20 protein-coding genes are annotated in these 20104 nt (G+C 61.9%); 13 read left to right on the top strand and 7 right to left on the bottom strand.

The annotated features are described in order from the left end of the window. Positions 1–11 precede the first annotated feature (11 nt). Positions 12–926, bottom strand: coding sequence for a substrate-binding domain-containing protein (locus AO268_RS09305; protein ID WP_076961417.1), 915 nt, complete (start codon positions 924–926; stop codon positions 12–14). Between the two features lie 196 nt (positions 927–1122). On the opposite strand from AO268_RS09305, the gene AO268_RS09310 reads away from it, so the two are divergent. Further along, entirely contained in the window at positions 1123–1809 is a 687-nt protein-coding gene (locus AO268_RS09310) for a sterol desaturase family protein (RefSeq protein WP_099168508.1), read from the top strand. After that, positions 1806–2894, top strand: coding sequence for an SMP-30/gluconolactonase/LRE family protein (locus AO268_RS09315; RefSeq protein ID WP_076961415.1), 1089 nt, complete (start codon positions 1806–1808; stop codon positions 2892–2894). Before AO268_RS09310 ends, AO268_RS09315 begins: the two co-directional genes overlap by 4 nt. A 39-nt stretch (positions 2895–2933) precedes the next feature. Here the strand turns inward: AO268_RS09315 and AO268_RS09320 are convergent, their stop codons facing one another. Beyond that, on the bottom strand, positions 2934–4391 hold the full coding sequence (locus tag AO268_RS09320) for a hypothetical protein (protein WP_076961414.1): 1458 nt from the start codon (positions 4389–4391) through the stop codon (positions 2934–2936). Positions 4392–4685: 294 nt separating this feature from the next. Between AO268_RS09320 and AO268_RS09325 the strand changes: the two genes are divergently transcribed. After that, entirely contained in the window at positions 4686–5336 is a 651-nt protein-coding gene (locus AO268_RS09325) for a histidine phosphatase family protein (protein WP_257154358.1), read from the top strand. Positions 5337–5339: 3 nt separating this feature from the next. Here the strand turns inward: AO268_RS09325 and AO268_RS33535 are convergent, their stop codons facing one another. After that, the gene (locus AO268_RS33535; protein WP_176561355.1) at positions 5340–6755 is read right to left on the bottom strand and encodes a M10 family metallopeptidase C-terminal domain-containing protein; all 1416 of its coding nucleotides are present in this window, start codon (positions 6753–6755) and stop codon (positions 5340–5342) included. A 160-nt stretch (positions 6756–6915) separates the two neighbouring features. Next, positions 6916–7386 carry an Lrp/AsnC family transcriptional regulator gene (locus AO268_RS09335; RefSeq protein ID WP_076961411.1) on the bottom strand — a complete coding sequence of 157 codons (471 nt, stop codon included), beginning with the start codon at positions 7384–7386 and terminating at the stop codon, positions 6916–6918. A gap of 123 nt (positions 7387–7509) precedes the next feature. Between AO268_RS09335 and AO268_RS09340 the strand changes: the two genes are divergently transcribed. After that, entirely contained in the window at positions 7510–8748 is a 1239-nt protein-coding gene (locus AO268_RS09340; RefSeq protein ID WP_099168509.1) for a methionine gamma-lyase, read from the top strand. 9 nt (positions 8749–8757) lie between these two features. On the opposite strand, the gene AO268_RS09345 is transcribed toward AO268_RS09340, so the two are convergent. Together AO268_RS09345 and hpaR are read right to left on the bottom strand one after the other, a co-directional pair. Beyond that, positions 8758–9768, bottom strand: coding sequence for a GlxA family transcriptional regulator (locus tag AO268_RS09345; protein ID WP_099168510.1), 1011 nt, complete (start codon positions 9766–9768; stop codon positions 8758–8760). Between the two features lie 40 nt (positions 9769–9808). Then, entirely contained in the window at positions 9809–10231 is a 423-nt protein-coding gene (hpaR, locus tag AO268_RS09350; RefSeq protein WP_076961408.1) for a homoprotocatechuate degradation operon regulator HpaR, read from the bottom strand. Positions 10232–10444: 213 nt separating this feature from the next. Here hpaR and AO268_RS09355 point away from each other — a divergent pair, with 213 nt between their 5' ends. After that, positions 10445–11701 (top strand): OprD family porin, encoded by a 1257-nt coding sequence (locus AO268_RS09355; RefSeq protein WP_099168511.1) that lies wholly within the window; start codon positions 10445–10447, stop codon positions 11699–11701. On the opposite strand, the gene hpaA is transcribed toward AO268_RS09355, so the two are convergent. After that, positions 11702–12595, bottom strand: coding sequence for a 4-hydroxyphenylacetate catabolism regulatory protein HpaA (gene hpaA, locus AO268_RS09360; protein WP_099168512.1), 894 nt, complete (start codon positions 12593–12595; stop codon positions 11702–11704). A gap of 127 nt (positions 12596–12722) precedes the next feature. Here hpaA and AO268_RS09365 point away from each other — a divergent pair, with 127 nt between their 5' ends. From AO268_RS09365 to hpaI, 8 genes are all read left to right on the top strand, one after another. Continuing rightward, positions 12723–13388 (top strand): fumarylacetoacetate hydrolase family protein, encoded by a 666-nt coding sequence (locus AO268_RS09365; RefSeq protein ID WP_099168513.1) that lies wholly within the window; start codon positions 12723–12725, stop codon positions 13386–13388. Further along, positions 13385–14155 (top strand): fumarylacetoacetate hydrolase family protein, encoded by a 771-nt coding sequence (locus AO268_RS09370; protein ID WP_076961404.1) that lies wholly within the window; start codon positions 13385–13387, stop codon positions 14153–14155. The genes AO268_RS09365 and AO268_RS09370 overlap by 4 nt, the downstream gene beginning before the upstream one ends. Before the next feature lie 5 nt (positions 14156–14160). Beyond that, positions 14161–15621: a 5-carboxymethyl-2-hydroxymuconate semialdehyde dehydrogenase gene (hpaE, locus tag AO268_RS09375; RefSeq protein ID WP_076961403.1), complete on the top strand. Its 1461-nt coding sequence runs from the start codon at positions 14161–14163 to the stop codon at positions 15619–15621. Between the two features lie 147 nt (positions 15622–15768). Further along, a complete protein-coding gene (gene hpaD, locus AO268_RS09380; protein ID WP_076961402.1) occupies positions 15769–16626 on the top strand; it encodes a 3,4-dihydroxyphenylacetate 2,3-dioxygenase in 858 nt (285 codons plus the stop codon). A gap of 76 nt (positions 16627–16702) precedes the next feature. Beyond that, the gene (locus tag AO268_RS09385; RefSeq protein ID WP_076961401.1) at positions 16703–17095 is read left to right on the top strand and encodes a 5-carboxymethyl-2-hydroxymuconate isomerase; all 393 of its coding nucleotides are present in this window, start codon (positions 16703–16705) and stop codon (positions 17093–17095) included. Positions 17096–17140: 45 nt separating this feature from the next. Continuing rightward, a complete protein-coding gene (locus AO268_RS09390; RefSeq protein WP_099168514.1) occupies positions 17141–18445 on the top strand; it encodes an MFS transporter in 1305 nt (434 codons plus the stop codon). Between the two features lie 12 nt (positions 18446–18457). After that, positions 18458–19261, top strand: a complete 804-nt coding sequence (gene hpaH, locus AO268_RS09395) for a 2-oxo-hept-4-ene-1,7-dioate hydratase (protein ID WP_099168515.1) — start codon at positions 18458–18460, stop codon at positions 19259–19261. A gap of 18 nt (positions 19262–19279) precedes the next feature. Further along, positions 19280–20080, top strand: coding sequence for a 4-hydroxy-2-oxoheptanedioate aldolase (gene hpaI, locus AO268_RS09400; RefSeq protein ID WP_099168516.1), 801 nt, complete (start codon positions 19280–19282; stop codon positions 20078–20080). Positions 20081–20104 lie beyond the last annotated feature (24 nt).

Here is a 20104-nt window from a genome sequence, read left to right on the forward strand (position 1 = left end):
GCCTAGGCGGTTTACCAGCTGAAATCCTTGGCCTTGGCCTGGTCGATCAGGGCGATATCCACGGGGATGCTGGCGGGTACATGGGAGCCCCATTTTTTTGCCAGGGCGATGCCCAGCGCCAGGCGGATCTGATCGCGAGGGTACTGGGCCGAGGTGGCGATAAATTTGCTGCCTGGCTTGAGGATGGCCTTGATCGCTTCCGGCGCGCCGTCGACGCTGACCAGCTTGACATCCATGCCGCTGGCCTCGATGGCCGACAGGGCGCCGAGGGAACCATTGTCATTGACGCTGAAAATACCCTTGAGGGTGGGTTGGGCCTGGAGCATGTTTTCGGTCACGCTCAGGGCCTGGTCACGTTCCTGCTTGCCGTTCTGAATGCTGACGATCTTGATCTGCGGGTGCTTGGCCACGGCCTCCTTGCAACCGCGCACACGCTCCAGGATCGGCACCACGGCGATGCCGTCGAGGATTGCGATATTGCCCTGGTCACCAATGCTCTTGGCCAGGTATTCACAGGCCTGGAACCCGGCATCGAAGTTTTTTGAACCGACGAAGGAATCCAGCGGCCCGTCGGCCTGGGCATCCACGGCAACCACCACCACACCCGCAGCGTGGGCCGATTTGACGGCGGACTGCACGCCGACCGAATCCGTGGGGTTGATCAGCAGGATGTCGATGCCTTTTTGCAGCATGTCTTCGACGTCACTGACCTGCTTGGACACGTCGTGGCGGGCATCGGTGATGATCAATTGTGCACCGATGGTCGCCGCCGCTTCTTGCAGGGCGTCTTTCATGGTGACGAAGTACGGGTTGTTGATTTCCTGAAAGGACGCGCCGATGCGCATGGGGGCCGGTTTGGTCTCGGCCAGGGCGACGGTGGAGATGCTTAAAGCCAACAAACACAGGGTTTTGCGAAGCATTTTCATGGCGTGAGTCTCAGTTTTGTTTTTATTTTCAGAGCGAATGTTATCGTTAACATTTCGCCAGAAACTAACAAGGAAATGAGGTGGGCGCAAGCCCCTTGCGATATTCCCGATGGGGCGGGCTTGCTTGGGCTCAGCTCGCAAAATCCTCGGGCCGGGCTAAGCTCACTCACCAACAAAAAATACAACGGGCTACGCCATGACCCATCCCACCGAGGCCTTTCGCCAACGCTACCGCGCCGCTGTCCACCCACGCTACAACCCGTGGCTGCATGCCGGTTTTGTGCTGAGCTACGGTTTGTCCTGCATCCTCCTGGCCTGGGGCAGCACCCAGCACATCCAGGCCTGGGAATGGCTGACCATCCCCCTGACCCTGGTGTTCTTCAACCTGTGCATCTACCTCGTGCACCGCCACCTCGGCCATCGTAAACACGGTTTTTCCAAGCTGTTCTATGCACGCCACACCGGCGATCACCACAGCTTTTTCACCCCCGGCCATATGACCTACGACAACCCCAGGGACTGGCGGGTGATCCTGTTTCCCGCCTGGCTGATCATCCTCCACAGCCTGGCCATCACCTTCCCCGCCTGGTGGCTGCTCAAGCAGTTCAACCCCAACGTGGCGGGGCTGTTCGCCGGGTGCATGATCCTGGGTTACCTGCTTTACGAAATCTTCCATGCCTGTGAACACTTGCCCCCTGCCCATCCCCTGGCCCGCCTGCCGTGGATCCGGCACATGCACCAGCTCCACGCGCTGCATCACCGCCGTGAGTTGATGCAGGGGCGCAACTTCAACATCGTGCTGCCGCTGATGGACTACCTGTTCGGCACACTGCACTGGGAGCCCGCCACGCCCCCCTCCCAAGAGCCTCGGGAAGCACCATGAGTCAAAAAATCCGTCACTGGCTGCTACTGGTATTGATCGCGGTCGTCGCCTTCCTGCTGTTGATGCCCACCCCGGTGCAACCGGTCAATTGGACACCGCCCAAGGCCCCGTCGCTGCAGGAGGAGCCCTACCGCGAAAACCAGCGTCTGAAGGGCATCCAGCGCATCGGCGCCCAAGGCATCGACGGGCCTGAAGCGTTGCTGGTGGATGCCAAGGGGTTTCTGATTACCGGGCTGCATGATGGGCGGATCATCCGCACCGCGCCCGACAGCCAGGCCCTGGAGGTGCTGGCCCAGACCGGGGGCCGGCCGCTGGGCCTGGCCCAACACCCGGACGGGCGCCTGATCATTGCCGATGGGATCAAAGGCCTGCTGGCCCTGGACGGCCAGCGCACACTGACCACCCTGAGCACCAGTGCCAATGGCCTGCCCTTCGGCTTTACCGATGATGTAACGGTGGATGCTGCCGGGCGCTACGCCTACTTCAGTGACGCGTCGAGCCGCTGGGGCTATGGCCAGGATGGTGAGGCAGTGATCGAGCATGGTGGCGATGGCCGGTTGTTGCGCTATGACTTTCGCAACGGCCAGACCGAGGTGTTGCTCGATCAGTTGCAATTTGCCAACGGCGTGGCGCTGGGGCCGGATGAAGACTATGTGCTGGTCAATGAAACCGGGGCTTATCGCATCAGTCGCTATTGGCTCAGGGGCGACAAGGCTGGCAGCCATGACCTGTTTATCGACAACCTGCCGGGGCTGCCGGACAACCTCAGCTTCAACGGCCGCGACCGCTTCTGGGTGGCCCTGTACTCCCCGCGCAACCCCTTGCTCGATGGCTTGGCCGGTTACCCGGCGGTACGCAAGATGGTGGTGCGGGCGCTGATGGTGGTGCCCAAGCCCGTGGAGCGCAAAGCCTTTGTGCTGGGGTTGGATGTGCATGGCCAGGTGGTCGCTAACTTGCAGGATGGCAGCGCGGGCAATTATTCGCCGGTGACCAGCGCGCGCGAGTCTGGCGACTGGCTGTACCTGGGTTCGTTGAAGAACACCAGCCTGGCGCGGCTGCCGCTGAAACTGGCGTTGAACCCGTAGGCGCCGGCTGGCCAGCCAGCGCCTACGGGAATGGAGCGGTCAGCGCACGATGGTCTGGCTGCAGATATGCCCCAGGCTGACGTACTGCGTGATATTGCCGCCTACACCCACGCCCGGGAACTCCTTGAGTTCAATGCGCCAGCCGCCCATGTTGAACCAGGTCCGCCAGTTGTACGTCTGGCCGGACGAGCTGTCCGGGTAGACCACATTGAGATCGCCGGAGCAACTGCCCAGGTCGACATTGCCGGATGCCGCACCGGTGATACCGGTCTTGGCCTCGTAGTTGACCCAGTGGTACTGGTTGCTGTCATCAAAACGCTTATCGACCCTGAGCACCGGGGTCACGCCCCGCAGTGGCTCGCCGGTGCTGTCCGACCATTGGGTGCTCCAGCTCAGGCTGCGGGAGGCCTGGGTGGCCAGTTGCATGATCGAACTGGGGATACGCACCACGTTGTCGCCGTTCACATTGCTCTGGTTCAGGCGCGGCGCCGACCCCAGGGTCAACTTGTATTGCGCCTTGGGGTTGAGGGCTACCGCCGGGTTGGCTCGCACCCGCACTTTGACGATGTAGCCAGGGGTCAGGCTTGGATAGGTGGAGGTGTTGTTCGGCTGGATCACCACCCAGTTGTTGCCATCGAAACGCTCGAAGATCCACTGGTTGCGGGTGCCCTCGTCGTCATCGCCGAGGAACATGCCCACGCCCTGGCCACGCAGGGAGGTGAAGTCGAAGTAATCGACATCGTTGACGCTATCGAGGTTACCGGTCACCTGGTTCAGTGCATCCGGCAGGGCGAATGCGCTTTGTGCGGTGTCGTTGGGCTCGAAGGCATCGATATTGCTGTCCACCGCCACGCCAAAACTGAATTGCGCATTGCTCGCGGTGTTGGCCACCATGTACCAGTAGTAATCGCCGGCAGGCATCACGCCGTTAAGGTATTCATCGGCGCTGCCTGCGTTATCAGAGGTGCCCAGCGGTGTCAGGTTGCCCTGACCGTCGTCGTGGAACAGGGTCAGCGACATATCGGTGCCGGCACTCTGGTTCAGCAGTTGGACCTGGATACGCGCGCTTGTAGGCAGATTGAAGTGGTAGGCGATTTGCGCCCCGGTCTCGACCCCGGTGAGGGTGTAGAGGGTGTTGATATCAAGCGTCGGGAACAACGGTGTAAAAGCCGCAATCGCTGCGCCCTGTAGTTCGCTTGGTTTTTGCAGACCGTCAACGACCGCTTCCACCGCCTCACTGTTCACTGCTGCCTTGCTTGCCACAGCCTTGGACTTGCCGACCTTGGCCGCCTTGAGTTTTTGCTTGAGTTCGGCCGACAGCTTCGACGACTCAACCTTGCCACCCGCTCTAAGCGCCTGATCGACCGCAGACTTGACCGCCTGGGCCGCGAGTTTTGCAGGTGCTTGCGCAGGGTATTGTTCGGCCAGGGCAAAGGCCGAAACAAAGCAGGAGGCCGCCATGGCCGCGCCTAGCATAAAGGCTTTTTTCGATTTCATTTTTTATCCATCCATAGTTAAAAAATTTGTGGCTTGGGTGCGCGGTGAAATCCGTTCACCTGGGATGGACTGTAGAAGATAACTGTATATATGTACAGTATATTTTTTGATTGAATGCAAGCAAAGCTACCCCCTGCGTCAAACGCGCCAAACCATCACAGCCAAGCAGGCCTTGCAACAAACCAAGGCAATTTTTTCACATCGCTTTCACTGGCCGACCACGCCCCGCCCCCTAAATTGCCCGGCAACGCAAACAGCTGTGCCTCAGGTGCCAGGGTGAAGAGTGTGGTTGACATGAATCGCCCAGAAGGGCCCCGGGCAAACACCTTCAAACAGTCATGGCTGCGTTTCATCGCGCTCCTTACCCTGTGCCTGGTGATCATGGGCGCGATACTCTGGCCGACCTCGCCGCAGAACCTGAGCGTCGGCAATCGCCTGGTCACTTCAGGGGCCCTAGCGGCCTGGCGCAGTGGCAACCTGATTGTGCTGGTGCGCCATGAAGAACGCTGCGACCGCTCCAACAACCCCTGCCTGGGCCCTGCGGATGGCTTGACCCACCCCGGCAGTGTCTCGGCTGCGGCAGTGGGTAGCGCATTCCAGACCCTGGGCATGTCCCACAGCGATGTATTGAGCAGCCCCACCACGCGCACGGTGCAAACCTCGCGGTTCATGTTCGGTGAAGCCCATGTGTTACCCGACCGCTTGACCTTGTGCGGCACGGCCCTTGTGCACGAACTGCCTGCCCACAAGATCGCCGGGCGCAACCTGTTGCTGGTCACCCACAGCGAATGCATCGGCGAGCTGGAACGGGTGCTGGGTTATCCCCATGCCGATGGCGCCGAATACGGCAGTTCGCTGTTTGTCCAGGTGAGGGCTAACGGCAAGCTCAAGGTGCTGGGTGTACTGAACAGCCAGGACTGGGCCACCGCCCTTGGGCACCTTTAGTGCTCAGCTCATGATATCGCTGCGCCGCAGTTGTCCCTGCACCTGCAGCAGGAAGGTCGGTTCGTTGGGGTTCCCAGAAATCTGCAACGTGCTCATGTTCAACAGCGGATCATAGTCCACGATAGCTTCGCCGCTCGCCCCGGAAAAACGCCTGACAAACTGCAACGGTTTATCGCCCAATTGCGCTCTGAGACCTGACACATCGACCTGGTCTTGCCCACTGACAAAGTCGTGGATCCGGTCCGACGCCGCAGCGCTGGACTCGTTGGTCTTGCCGTAGACAAAGACGTCATTGCCTTCGCCCCCCCACAATGAGTCGGCCCCCTCGGCGCCGTAGAACACATCGTCGCCATCACCACCGTGCAACTCGTTATCCGCGGCGTTGCCCACCAGCCAGTCGTTGCCCGATCCGCCAATGGCATTCTCGATCGTCACGCCATAAGCAATGGCCACGTTGCCTTTAAGGCCCCCCACATCAGAAAACGTACCGGCCCCGAGGCTTATTTTCTGGTCCTGGCCATAGCCCGAAAAATCCAGGGTGTCGGTCCCGCCGCCATCCCAAATGGCAGCGACCATCTTGTCGCCATGACTCTTGATGCTCAGGAAGTCGCGATTCGTATTGGAGTTGAAGCCATAGGTGGTGTCGTCATTACGGGTCTTGAAATTTGCGCCATATTGGCGTTGGTAAGCCGTTATATCGTCCAGTTGCGGCGCCGATGAACGAAAACCGTCATGCCGCATATAGCCGGTACGCTCGCCCCGGTAACTCATGTTGGTATGGCTTTGCGAGTCTTCATGGAAATCGAATTGGGCATGGGGAGCGCTGGCATCGTAGTGACCGGGATGCCGCAGCCCCATGGCGTGCCCCAGCTCATGGATAATCGTGTGCCGCCCCGCATCGCCAAGGGTCGCATTGACCATGTACTGATCGTCATCCGTGCTTAAAAACCACACTTCGCCACCACGGCTGCTGCCCGGCAGGACTGCAAAGGAGTAGCCGCTCTGGGGCTTGCCATTGCTGCCGATCATTTGCCCATAATTGCCGAGGGTAATGTGCCCATCGCTGTTGGCTGTCTTCGGCCCTTCGCTGAACGTGACGTTCGCCACATCCGCAATGGACTCAAGGCTGCGCCTGATTTGTTGCCTTTGATTTTCGAGGATATGGGTGAACCCGGTCATTTTCTGCCAGACCGCCTTGGGGTCGGCAGGCGCGGGGCGAAACGTGTAGGAGACCTGGCGGATACCGTCACCGTTCTTGTCCGGCCAGCCCGAACTGGCACGCCATAGCGATTGGGCCGCCTCTTCAGTGGTCTTGGATGGCAAGCCATTGTGCTGGATACCGCCACCGCGATCATCGCGATGGCGAAACTGGTCAATCGTTCGGAACAGCGGGCTACCTTGCATTGCAGAGGTCGACATGGCGGTGGCTCCTTGAAGTTTCAGATCCGGGGCGCACGGTTGAGTACGCGCCGCAGACTGAACCTTGAAGGATCCGTACCCGCTGGGGTATCACGAACGGTCTGCATTTCCTATAGGAAACGGCACTTCGTAGACCTTTGGTTACACGCGGATACAGCCATCACCCCGGCAACGGGATCACCCGCAACGGCCTGACCGACTTATAGGAAAAGCTCGAATAGATTTCCTTCACGCACGGCAATGTCTGCAACACCTCGCGGGCGAATTCGCCAAAGGACTCCAGGTCCTTGGCCACCACTTCCAGCAAAAAATCATAACGCCCGGACACGTTATGGCAGGCGACGATTTCCGGGATGTCCAGCAGCCGCTGTTCAAACGCCCGGGCGATTTCCTTGGAGTGGGTGTCCATCATGATGCTGACAAAGGCCGTGACCCCGTAGCCCAGGGCCTTGGGCGAGAGGATCGCCTGGTAGCCGCTGATCACGCCACTGTCTTCAAGGTTCTTGACCCGGCGCCAGCACGGCGAGGTGGTCAGGGACACCCGCTCGGCCAGTTCGGCGACGGTCAGGCGGGCGTTGCCTTGCAGGGCGTTGAGCAGGGCTTTGTCGGTACGGTCCAGATGGCTGGGCATGTCTTGCCTCAAATCATTATTTTTATGGGGTTTCATCCTTCGCCAACGGTTTTTTTCGGCAAAGTAGGCAACGTTCGGCCTCGATTATGAGCATAGCATTGTAGGAAATAAGGAGTGTCCGACATGCACAATAAACACAACACATTCGGCTTTTCTACCCGTGCCATTCACCACGGCTACGATGCGCAAGACCATCACGGTGCCCTGGTGCCGCCGATCTATCTGTCGGCGACCTTCGCCTTCCCTACCGCCGAATACGGCGCGGGGTGTTTTGCCGGCGAAGAAAGCGGGCACTTTTATACACGCATTTCCAACCCGACCCTGGCGCTGCTGGAGTCACGCATGGCCACCCTGGAGGGCGGCGAGGCGGCGGTGGCGTTCAGTTCCGGCATGGGCGCGATTGCTGCGACCTTCTGGACCTTGTTGCGCCCCGGCGATGAGGTGATCGTCAGCCAGACCTTGTACGGCTGCACCTTCGCCCTGCTGCACCACGGCATTGGCGAGTTCGGCGTCAAGGTGCGCCATGTCGACCTGTCGGACCTCGACGCCCTGCGCGCCGCACTCTCCCCCGCGACCCGCATGATCTACTGCGAGACCCCGGCCAACCCCAACCTGCAATTGATCGATATTGGCGCCGTGGCCAGGATCGCCCACCAGCAACCGAACATCACCGTGGTGGTCGACAACACCTACTGCACCCCCTACCTGCAACGCCCGCTGGAACTGGGCGCGGATGTGGTGGTGCATTCGGCCACCAAGTACCTCAGCGGGCATGGCGATATCACCGCCGGCATCGCCGTCAGCCGCCACGACCTGGCGCAGCGCCTTCGCCTGCAAGGCTTGAAGGACCTGACGGGGGCCGTCCTGTCGCCCCAGGACGCCTTTCTCTTGATGCGCGGCCTCAAAACCCTGGCCCTGCGCATGGATCGCCATTGCAGCAATGCCCAGACCGTGGCCGAGGCCCTGCAGGCCCACCCGGCGGTCGAGTCGGTGACCTACCCCGGCCTGCGCTCCTTCCCACAATACGAGTTGGCAGCACGTCAGATGAAACTGTCAGGCGGCATGATTGCCTTTGAACTCAAGGGCGGCATCGCCACGGGCAGGCGCTTTATGAACGCGCTCAAGCTGTTCAGCCGCGCAGTCAGCCTGGGCGATGCCGAATCCCTGGCCCAGCACCCGGCGAGCATGACCCACTCCACCTACACCCCGGAAGAACGTGCCCAGCATGGGATTGGCGAAGGGTTGGTACGGTTGTCGGTGGGGCTGGAGGATATCGCGGACCTGCTGGCCGATCTTGAGCAGGCACTGGCGCATTGCGTCAAGCGCACACCGGCGAGCAAACCGGCGACCCATTCCGTGTAGGCATGGCGGTTATTTCACCAGCCGGGTTTCCTTTGAAGGGCGGTAGCCGAAGTAGGCGCTGTAGCATTTACTGAAGTGGCTGGGCGACACAAACCCGCAGGCCACCAGCACATCGACCTGGGACAGTTCGGTGTGCTGCAACAGGCGCCGGGCCTCGGTGATGCGCAGCTCCAGGTAATAGCGCTGCGGTGTGGTGCCCAGTTGCTCGCGGAACAGGCGCTCCAATTGGCGTCGCGAGCGCCCGGCATACACCGCCAGTTGCTCCAGGGCCAGGGGCTCTTCGAGGTTGGCGTCCATCAGGCGCACCACTTCACGCAGCGGCGCGCTCACGCAGATATTTTCGGCGGGCTTGATCCGCCGGTACCGCGACTCCTCAAAGGCCAGGATATCTTCGATGCCCTCCACCAGCGCCTTGTCGTGCAGGCTCTTGATCCAGTCCAGGGCCATATGGAACGCACCGGATGGGCTGGATGCGCTGAGGCGGTCGCGATCGATCACATAGGGCTCGCTGCTGACCTGGGTGGCCTTGGCGATTTCCGTCAAGGCCGGGCGATGTTCCGGGTGAATGGCACAGCGATAGCCGTCCAGCACCCCGGCCTTGCCCAGAAACCACGCACCGTTCCATAGGCCGGCGAGGATCACGCCCTGCTGCGCGGCGGCCTTGAGCAGTTCGATAAAGCTTTCGCCGGCCTTGAGCTGGGTGCGATAACCGCCGCAAATCACCAGCAGGTCGAGGTCGGCCAGCGCGCTGTGTTCAAGGCGCGCGTCCGGGCGAATCACCAGGCCCAGGTCGCTGGTCACCTCCTGCCCGTCCAGGCCGAAGGTGCGCGAAGTGAACAGCCCCGGGCGCAGCAGGTTGGCGGTGATCAGGGTGTCCAACGCCTGGGTGAAGGCCGGCAGGGAAAAGTGCTCCAGCAACACAAACCCCGCACGCACCCGGCGCGGGGCCTGGCCCGGGGTTTCGTTCAGGTAGCGCAGGTTCTTGCCTTTCATCCCACCGCTAAATTGCCGTCTTTCCATGGGGGTTCGACCTGTCTGCGGCGCCATCGCCGGCCAGCGCTTAGGGCTTGATGTTTTTCAACTGGTTGAGCAATTCGAGCAGTTGCTGCAACTGCTCTTCGCCGAACTGTTCCTGGATCTTCTGGTAGTTGCTTTCCATCCCCGCGCTCATCTCGACGAAGCACTGCTGCCCCTGCTCGGTGAGGGTCACGAACACCCGGCGCTGGTCTTCGCTGGACTTGCGCCGGCGCACCAGGCCATCGCGCTCCAGGCGGGCCAGCACGCCGGTCATGCTCGGTTTGAGGATGCAGGCCAGGTGCGCCAGTTGATGGCTCTCCAGTTCGCCTTGCTGGCGCAGGATACGAATCACCCGCCACTGCTGTTCAGTCAATTGATGTTCATTGAGCAGCGGCCGGAAAAACGCCATGGCGGCTTCGCGGGCCTGCAACAGGGTCAGCGTCAGGGAAGGTCTGGGAGTGGACATGGCTCACGCACAAAAGAGATCGAAGCGTCGAAGCTTAGGGTCGGCTCCATGGGCATGCAAGCTGGCCGCCGCAAAAACTCGTTAACCTCGATATGAATTATTTTAAATCGGCACAAATTGTCTACCCATAATAAATATAACATGTTAACAATATGCTACTCCCTTCAGCGATCCGAAGGGCGATACCTACAAAAACAACAAAAGGAATCTGTCATGCATTTGCGCCTCCTTCCCCTGGCGGCCAGCGCCGGCCTGTGCGCTACGTTCAGCCCCTTGAGCGCCTACGCCGAGTTTATCCAGGACAGCAAGGCCAGCCTCGACCTGCGCAACTTCTATATGAACCGCGACTTTCGCCAGACCAACGCGCCGCAGAACAAGGCCGATGAATGGGCCCAGGGCTTTGTGCTGCGCCTGGAGTCGGGCTACACCGAAGGCCTGGTAGGCTTTGGCGTGGATGCCCTGGGCGAATTGGGGGTCAAGCTCGACTCCAGTCGCGACCGCCGTGGCACCGGCCTGCTGGCGTATGGCGCCAGCCAGCAACCGGTCGACAATTACAGTGAACTGGGCCTGACGGCCAAGGTGCGGGTCTCGAAAACCGTGCTCAAGGCCGGCACCCTGCAGCCGCAATTGCCCGTGGCCGCCTACAACGACACCCGGCTCCTGCCCTCGACCTATACCGGCGAGCTGGTCACCTCCCAGGACATCGCCGGCCTGACCCTGAACCTGGGCCGCCTGGAAAAACAGAACCTGCGCGACTCTTCCAGCAACGACCCGATGAGCTACGCCGGCGTCGACAGCAGCCACCTGGACCTGGCCGGCGGCACCTATGCCATCACCCCACAGCTGGCGACGACTTACTACTACGCACAAATGCAGGACATCTATCGTCAGCACTTCATCGGCCTGGTGCACGACTTGCCGCTGGGCAACGGCATGAGCCTGCGCAGCGACCTGCGCTACTTCGATACCCGCGAGCAAGGCAGCCATGAACTGCGCGGCGCCTCGCGGGTAGACGGCGGGCGCATCGACAACCGGTTCTTCAACGGCATGCTGAGCCTGTCGGCGGGGGGCCACAAGGTAGGCCTGGGCTATCAAAACCTTTCGGGCGACGGCGATTTCGCCTACCCCGGCATGGACCCCTATTCGGTCAACCTGGTAACCATCAACGTGTTCACCAAGGCCCAGACCGATGCCTGGCAGGCGCGCTATGACTACAACTTCGCTGCCCTCGGCCTGCCGGGGCTGACCTTTATGACGCGCTATGTGGATGGCAGCCATGTGCAAACCGCCAGCGTGCGCAATGGCCGCGAATGGGAGCGCGATACCGACCTGACCTACACCGTGCAGAATGGGCCGCTGAAAAACGTCAACGTCAGGCTGCGTAACGCGACCCTGCGTTCAAGCAACGGCCTGACCAGCGATATCGACGAAAGCCGCATCATCATCGGCTACAGCCTGGCGTTGTGGTGATCAGCGCAGGCCTGCCTGGCGCAGGCGGTACTCCCCCGGCGTCATCTGCGCATAGCGCTGGAAGAACCGGCTGAAATAGGCCGGGTCCTTGAAGCCCAACTGGTAGCAGATTTCATTGGCGGAACTGCCGGTAAACAGCAGCAGGCGCTTGGCTTCCTGCATCAGCCGTTCAAGCACCAGGCGCTTGGACGGCAGGTCGGCAATGCGCCGGCATACGTCGTTGAGCCGCGCTTGGGTGACGCCAATTTTTTCGGCGTACGCCGACAGCGGCCAATGCAGCAAATAGTGGTCTTCGATCAGCTCATTGAAACGATGGAAGATACGCAAGTCTTCGTGGCGCGCCGGGCGTGCTTCCAGGGAGTTGGCGCACAGGCGCAGCAGGCTGATCATGATCAGACGGGTCAGGCTTGCCAGGGCCGCCGCCCGCCCCGCGCCGGTGCTGTTGATCTCGCCGCTCAACTCGTCGAACAGCCACTCCAGCCGCTTGATCTCGGGCTCGAACACAGGCGCCAGGCGGGCCAGCGCCACACAGGCGGGCGGGATCTGCGGCCCGGGCGCCAGGCTCGGGTCGGCATCGACCAGCGCCCGCACCCACTGCTGGCGCACGGTCAATACATGGCCATCGGCATCGGCTTCGGTGACAAAGGCATGGGCCACGGTGGGCGGCGTAAGGAAAAACATCGGCCCGGATTCCAGGTACTGCTGGTCATCAAGATAGACCCGCACCGCGCCGCTCTTGACGTAATGCACCTGGAAAAACCGGTCATGCCGATGCACGGGCATGTTGCGCCCGAAAAAACCCGCCAGGTTGCCGAGCCGGTCGTAATGCACGTCGGCATCGCTGTAGCGCTGGTCGTAGACCTGGCCGATGTTGATGTTGGGGATCGGTTTCACAGGCGTCTCTTTATTGTTTTTTGCACCCGATGATTTTGCCACGCTTGACGGTAGTTAACATATTAATTATAACGTTAACACATTAACGAACTGCCTCCAGAGCAGTCGCCATCGCCAGGAGAAATGCATGAGCCGTACCCTGCATGATGTTGCCAGCGGCACCCTGTTCGGCGTCGCGCTGAACTACCAGGGCTTGCTGAACCAGCGTCTCGCCGAATTCGAGCAGCCGCCGTACCAGAAGCCGCCGGTCAAGCCGGTGCTGTTTATCAAGACCCCCAACACCCGCAACAGCCATGCCGGCATCGTGGTCCAGCCCCGCGGCGAACGCCTGCAACCGGGCCCGGCCCTGGGCGTGGTGATCGGCAAAAGCGCCAGCCGCGTCAGCGTGGAAAATGCCCTGGAGCATGTGGCGGGCTACGTTATCGTCAATGAGTTCAGCCTGCCGGAAGACAGCTACTACCGCCCCGCCGTCAAAGCCAAGTGCCGCGACGGGTTCTGCGCCCTGGGCCCTGAACTGGTGGCCCGCGAGCAGATCGCCAACCCTCACCAGTTAAGCCTCAAGCTGTTCGTCAACGGCGAGTTGCGCCAGCAGAACACCACGGCCAACTTTGTGCGCGACATTCCCCGGCTGATCGCCGAGATCAGCGAATTCATGACCCTGCATGCGGGCGATGTGCTGATCACCGGTACGCCTGAAGGCCGGGTGGATGTACAGCCCGGCGACACCGTCGAAGTCCAGATCAGTGGCCTGGGCCGCCTGGTCAACCACATCCAGGCCGAGGAACAGCCATGAAACACGCGCGTATCCGTTTTGAAGGCCAGGTCCATCAGGTCCACGTCGAAGAGTTCAATGCTGTGCGCCTGGCTGACGGCCGGCTGCTGGCCGAAGACCAGGTGCAATGGCTGCCACCGGCCACCGGCAATATGTTCGCCCTGGGCCTGAACTACGCCGACCATGCCGCCGAACTGGCCTTCGCCCCGCCGACCGAGCCGCTGGCCTTTATCAAGTCGCCAGGCACCTACACCGGGCATAACCAGGTCACCTGGCGCCCGGACAACATCGCCTATATGCACTACGAGTGCGAGTTGGTGGCGGTGATCGGCAAACCGGCGCGCAACGTCAAGCGCGAGGACGCCCTGGCGTACCTGGCCGGCTACACCGTGTGCAACGACTACGCGATCCGCGACTACCTGGAAAACTACTACCGCCCCAACCTGCGGGTGAAAAACCGCGACGCTACCACCCCGGTCGGCCCATGGATCGTCGATGTGGCCGATGTACCGGACCCGGGCAACCTGACCCTGCGTACCTGGATCAACGGCGAGTTGCGCCAGGAAGGCAGCACCCGCGACATGATTTTCGATATCCCCTACCTGATCGAATACCTGTCCAGCTTCATGACCCTGCAACCCGGCGACATGATCGCCACCGGCACCCCTGAAGGCCTGGCCGATGTAGTGCCCGGCGATGAAGTGGTGGTGGAAGTGCAAGGCGTCGGCCGCCTGGTCAACCGAATTGTCAGCGAGGCGGACTTTTTCGCCGCCCGCAAAGAGGCTTGAGCACCATGATCAAACACTGGATCAACGGCCGTGAGGTCGAAAGCAAAGACACCTTCATCAACTACAACCCCGCCACCGGCGAGGCGCTTGGCGAGGTGGCCAGCGGTGGCGCCGAAGAAGTCGCCCAGGCCGTAGCTGCGGCCAAGGAAGCCTTCCCGAAGTGGGCCAACACCCCGGCCAAGGAGCGCGCGCGCCTGATGCGCAAGCTCGGCGAACTGATCGAGCAGAACGTGCCGCACCTGGCCGAACTGGAAACCCTGGACACCGGCCTGCCGATCCACCAGACCAAGAACGTGCTGATTCCACGGGCTTCGCACAACTTTGATTTCTTCGCCGAAGTCTGCACACGCATGGACGGCCACAGCTACCCGGTGGACGACCAGATGCTCAACTACACCCTGTACCAACCGGTGGGTGTGTGTGCGCTGGTGTCGCCGTGGAACGTGCCATTTATGACCGCCACCTGGAAGACCGCCCCGTGCCTGGCCCTGGGCAACACGGCGGTGCTGAAGATGTCCGAGCTGTCGCCTTTGACTGCCAACGAACTGGGGCGCCTGGCCCTGGAAGCGGGGATCCCCAAGGGCGTGCTCAACGTGATCCAGGGCTATGGCGCCACCGCCGGCGATGCCCTGGTGCGTCACCCGGATGTGCGGGCGATCTCCTTTACCGGCGGCACCGCCACCGGCAAGAAGATCATGCAGAGCGCCGGCCTGAAGAAGTACTCCATGGAGCTGGGCGGCAAGTCGCCGGTGCTGATTTTTGAAGACGCCGACCTCGAACGGGCCCTGGATGCCGCGCTGTTCACCATCTTCTCGCTCAACGGCGAGCGCTGCACCGCCGGCAGCCGGGTGTTTATCCAGGAGAGTGTGTACCCGCAGTTCGTCGCCGAGTTCGCCGCCCGCGCCAAACGCCTGATTGTCGGGGACCCGCAAGACCCGAACACCCAGGTGGGTTCGATGATCACGCAAGCCCACTATGACAAAGTCACCGGTTACATCAAGATTGGCCTCGAAGAAGGCGCCAACCTGGTGGCAGGCGGCCTGGAGCGGCCGGCCAACCTGCCGGCGCACCTGGCACGCGGGCAGTTTATCCAGCCGACCGTGTTCGCCGACGTCAACAACAACATGCGCATCGCCCAGGAAGAGATCTTCGGCCCGGTGGTGTGCCTGATTCCCTTCAAGGACGAAGCCCAGGCCCTGCAACTGGCCAACGAGACCGAGTACGGCCTGGCGTCCTATATCTGGACCCAGGACATCGGCAAGGCCCATCGCCTGGCCCGTGGCATCGAGGCCGGCATGGTGTTTATCAACAGCCAGAACGTGCGCGACCTGCGTCAGCCGTTCGGCGGGGTCAAGGGCTCGGGGACCGGTCGTGAAGGCGGCCAGTACAGCTTCGAAGTGTTCGCCGAGATCAAGAACGTGTGCATCTCCATGGGCAGCCATCACATCCCGCGCTGGGGCGTGTAACTGTGGAAGCGGGCTTGCCCGCGATGCTCGTCAACGATAACGCTGACGTTCAGGGTTAACGCGCTGACCTTGGGTTTTTCGCGAGCAAGCTCGCTCCTACACGGTCCGTAGCGCACCAACAAGAATAATGAAATCAGGAGAATGATCATGGGTGAAATAGTCCTGGCGGCGAAAATCTGCCACGTCCCTTCCATGTACCTGTCGGAACTGCCGGGCAAGCACCACGGTTGCCGCGCCGCGGCGATTGCCGGCCATAAGGAAATCGGGCGCCGCGCCCGTGAACTGGGGGCCGACACCGCCGTGGTGTTCGATGTGCACTGGCTGGTCAACAGCGGCTATCACGTCAACGGCGGCGAGCGATTCCAGGGCACCTACACCAGCAACGAGCTGCCGCACTTCATCAAGAACATGGAGTACGCCTACCCCGGCTGCCCGGAGCTGGGCGAGCTGATTGCCGCCGAAGCCAACCTGGCCGGGGTGCGCACCATGAACCACAACATCCCGAGCCTGGAGCTGGAATACGGCACCCTGGTGCCCATGCGCTACATGCACATGGATGTGCCCGATGAGCAGAAATTCAAGGTGATCTCCATCGCCGCCTGGTGTGCCTGGCATCGCCTGCAAGACAGCTTCGCCTTCGGGGCCGCCGTGCGCCGGGCCATCGAGAAGAGTGATCGCAAGGTGCTGGTGCTGGCCTCCGGCTCCTTGTCGCACCGCTTCTCCGACGACCGCGAAGCCGAAGCCAATATCCACAACTGGACCCGCGAGTTCGACAAGCAAGTGGATATGCACGTGGTGCAGATGTGGCGTGAAGGCCGCTTCAAGGAGTTCTGCGCGATGCTCCCGGACTACGCCGAACACTGCTTTGGCGAGGGCAAGATGCACGATACCGCGATGCTCCTGGGCTTGCTCGGCGGGCCTGAGTACAACCGCCCGGCAGAGATCATCACCGAGCCGTTCGGCAGCTCCGGCACTGGCCAGATCAACGCCATTTTCCCACTCTGAGTCCCCCCAGATGTGGGAGCTGTCTCGCCCGGCGAGACAGCTCCCACATTAAATCGCGAACAGAAGGAGGCTTTGCATGCCGCATTTCATCGCCGAATACACCGACAACCTCGACTCCCAGGCCGACCTGCCAGGGCTGTTTGCAAAGGTCCACCAGGTGCTGGGAGACAGTGGCGTGTTCCCCCTCGCCGGCATCCGCAGCCGCGCGGTGCGCCTGGACACCTGGCGCATGGCCGATGGCAAGCACGACTACGCCTTCGTCCACATGACCCTCAAGGTCGGCCACGGTCGCGACCTGCCGACCCGCCAGGCGGTGGCTGAAACCCTGTTCAGGGTGATCACCGAGCACTTTGCCGCCCTGCAGGCACAACGGCTACTGGCCCTGTCCTTCGAGATGATCGAGCTGCACCCGCAGTTGAACTTCAAACAGAACAACGTCCATGCATTTTTAAGTAACCAGGCGGGTTGACCCCCGCCTCCCCCCAACGGCCTCTCAGACAAAAAGTACAACATCATGAGCACAGCCAATACCGCACACAGCGTCACCCTTGCCGAGCATGATCGCACCCACAGCACCGTCACCTGGCGCCTGATGCCGTTGTTGCTGATCTGTTACCTGTTTGCCCACCTGGACCGGATCAACATCGGGTTCGCCAAGATGCAGATGAGCAGCGACCTGCACTTCAGCGACACGGTGTATGGCTTCGGCGCCGGCCTGTTCTTTATCGCCTACGCCCTGTTCGGCGTGCCCAGCAATATCGCCCTGGACCGGGTCGGGCCACGGCGCTGGATCGCCTGCCTGATGGTGGTGTGGGGCATCCTGTCCACCAGCATGTTGTGGATCGAAAGCGCCACCGGCTTCTACGTCCTGCGTTTTTTGCTGGGGGTGGCCGAGGCAGGTTTCTTCCCGGGGATCCTGGTGTTTCTCAACCGCTGGTACCCGGCGCGCCGCCGGGCGCAGATCACCGCCCTGTTCGCCATCGCCGTGCCCATGGCCGGGGTGATTGGCGGGCCGCTCTCGGGGGCGATCCTGGAGCACTTCCACGACTTTGGCGGCATGCGCGGCTGGCAGTGGATGTTCCTCATCGAAGGCGCCCCCGTGGTGCTGCTGGGCCTGGTAGTACTCAAGTACCTGCCGGACAGTTTTGAAACGGTGAAATGGCTGCAACCTGCGCAAAAGCAACAATTGCGCGAGCAACTGAACACCGAGGAAAAGCGCAAATCCATCACCTCCTTCGGCGGCATCCTGCGCGACCCGCAAGTGTGGCTGCTGGTAGCGATCTATTTTGCAGTGATGCTGGCGGTCAACACCCTGGCGTTCTGGATGCCCACCCTGATCCACGGCGCCGGCATCGGCCGCGACAGCCAGGTCGGCCTGCTGAGCGCCGTGCCCTACCTGGCCGGCTGCTTCTTCATGATCGGCTGCGGGCGCTCCTCGGACCGCCACCGCGAACGCCGCTGGCACCTGTGCGTGCCATTGCTGATGGCGGCGGCCGGGATCGCGGTAGCGGGCCTGGCACCGGGCAATTCGCTGGTGGTGATGGGCGGCCTGATCGTCGCCGGCATGGGCGCCAGCGCCGCGCTGCCGATGTTCTGGCAACTGCCGCCGGCCTTCCTGTCCAACTGCACCCAGGCGGCCGGGATCGCCATGATCAGCTCGTTTGGCAGCATCGCCTCGTTCCTCGCGCCCTACCTGATCGGCTGGATGCGCGACACCACCCAAAGCGCCAGCCTCGCCCTGTACGTACTGGCGCTGTTTATCGCCCTTGGCGGCCTGCTGGTGTTGCGCACCAACGCCGCCATCGTCAACCCTCAGTAAGAGACCCTTGTCATGCTCGATCCACAGCTCATCCTGCAAGCCGCTGCCCAACTGGACCATGCCGAACGCAGCCGCGAACAGGTACGCCAGTTTTCCCTCGATCATCCGGCGATCACGATCGAGGACGCCTACGCCATCCAGCGCGCCTGGGTCGCCCAGAAGATCAAGGGCGGGCGCAAGCTGGTCGGGCACAAGATCGGCCTGACCTCACGGGCGATGCAGGTATCGTCGAACATCAGCGAACCGGACTACGGTGCGCTGCTCGACGACATGCTGTTTGAGGAAGGCACCGACATCCCGTTCGAGCGCTTTATCGTGCCGCGGGTCGAGGTCGAACTGGCCTTTATTCTCGGCAAACCGCTCAAGGGCCCCAACTGCACGATTTTCGATGTGCTCGACGCCACCGAGTGGGTGATTCCGGCCCTGGAGATCATCGACGCGCGCATCCAGCAGGTCGACCCCCACACCAAGGCCACGCGCAAGGTGTTCGACACCATCTCCGACAACGCCGCCAATGCCGGCGTGGTCATGGGCGGCCGCGCGGTGCGGCCAACCGAAATCGACCTGCGCAAAGTGCCGGCGGTGCTGTACCGCAACGGCGTGATCGAAGAGTCCGGGGTTTCGGCCGCTGTGCTCAACCACCCGGCCAAAGGCGTGGCCTGGCTGGCCAACAAGCTGGCGCCCTACGACGTCACCTTGCTGCCAGGGCAGATCATCCTCGGCGGCTCGTTTACCCGGCCAGTGGCGGCCAGCCCGGGCGATACCTTCCATGTCGACTACGACATGCTCGGCTCGATTTCCTGCCGCTTCGTCTGACATCTGGAGGATTGATTCATGGACATGCCTGTCAACCGCTTCAAACAGCGGCTCACCCGCGGTGAAACGCAAATCGGCCTGTGGCTGGGCCTGGCGGATGCGTACAGCGCGGAGTTGGCGGCCAATGCCGGTTTCGATTGGCTGCTGATCGACGGCGAACACGCGCCCAACGACTTGCGCGGCATGCTCGGCCAATTGCAGGCCGTGGCGCCCTACCCCAGCGCGGCGGTGATTCGCCCGGTGATCGGTGATACCGCGCTGATCAAGCAGGTGTTGGATATCGGCGCGCAGACCCTGCTGGTGCCGATGGTCGAAAGCGCCGCCCAGGCCCGGGAGCTGGTGCGCGCCATGCGCTATCCGCCCCAGGGCATCCGTGGTGTGGGCAGCGCCCTGGCACGGGCTTCGCGCTGGAACAGCATCGACGGCTACCTGGACCAGGCCGATGCACAGATGTGCCTGCTGGTGCAGATCGAAAGCCTCGAAGGCCTGGCCAACCTTGACGCAATTGCCGCCGTCGAGGGGGTGGACGGGGTGTTTATCGGCCCGGCGGACTTGAGTGCCTCCATGGGCCACCGGGGCAATCCGGGGCACCCAGATGTGCAAGTGGCAATCGAAGATGCCATTGCGCGGATTCGCCAGGCGGGCAAGGCGGCGGGGATTCTCAGTGCCGATGAGAAACTGGCCCGGCGCTACATCGAGCTGGGCGCGGGGTTTGTCGCGGTGGGGGTGGATACCACGGTGCTGATGCGTGGGTTGCAGGGGTTGGTGGGCAAGTTCAAAGACAAACCCGCGCCAGCGAGCACTGGTGGCGTGTACTAAGCACCCTCCAACACCGCAGAACCC

It is taken from the genome of Pseudomonas sp. ICMP 8385, from assembly GCF_002699915.1.
Classification (GTDB): Bacteria; Pseudomonadota; Gammaproteobacteria; order Pseudomonadales; family Pseudomonadaceae; genus Aquipseudomonas; species Aquipseudomonas gessardii.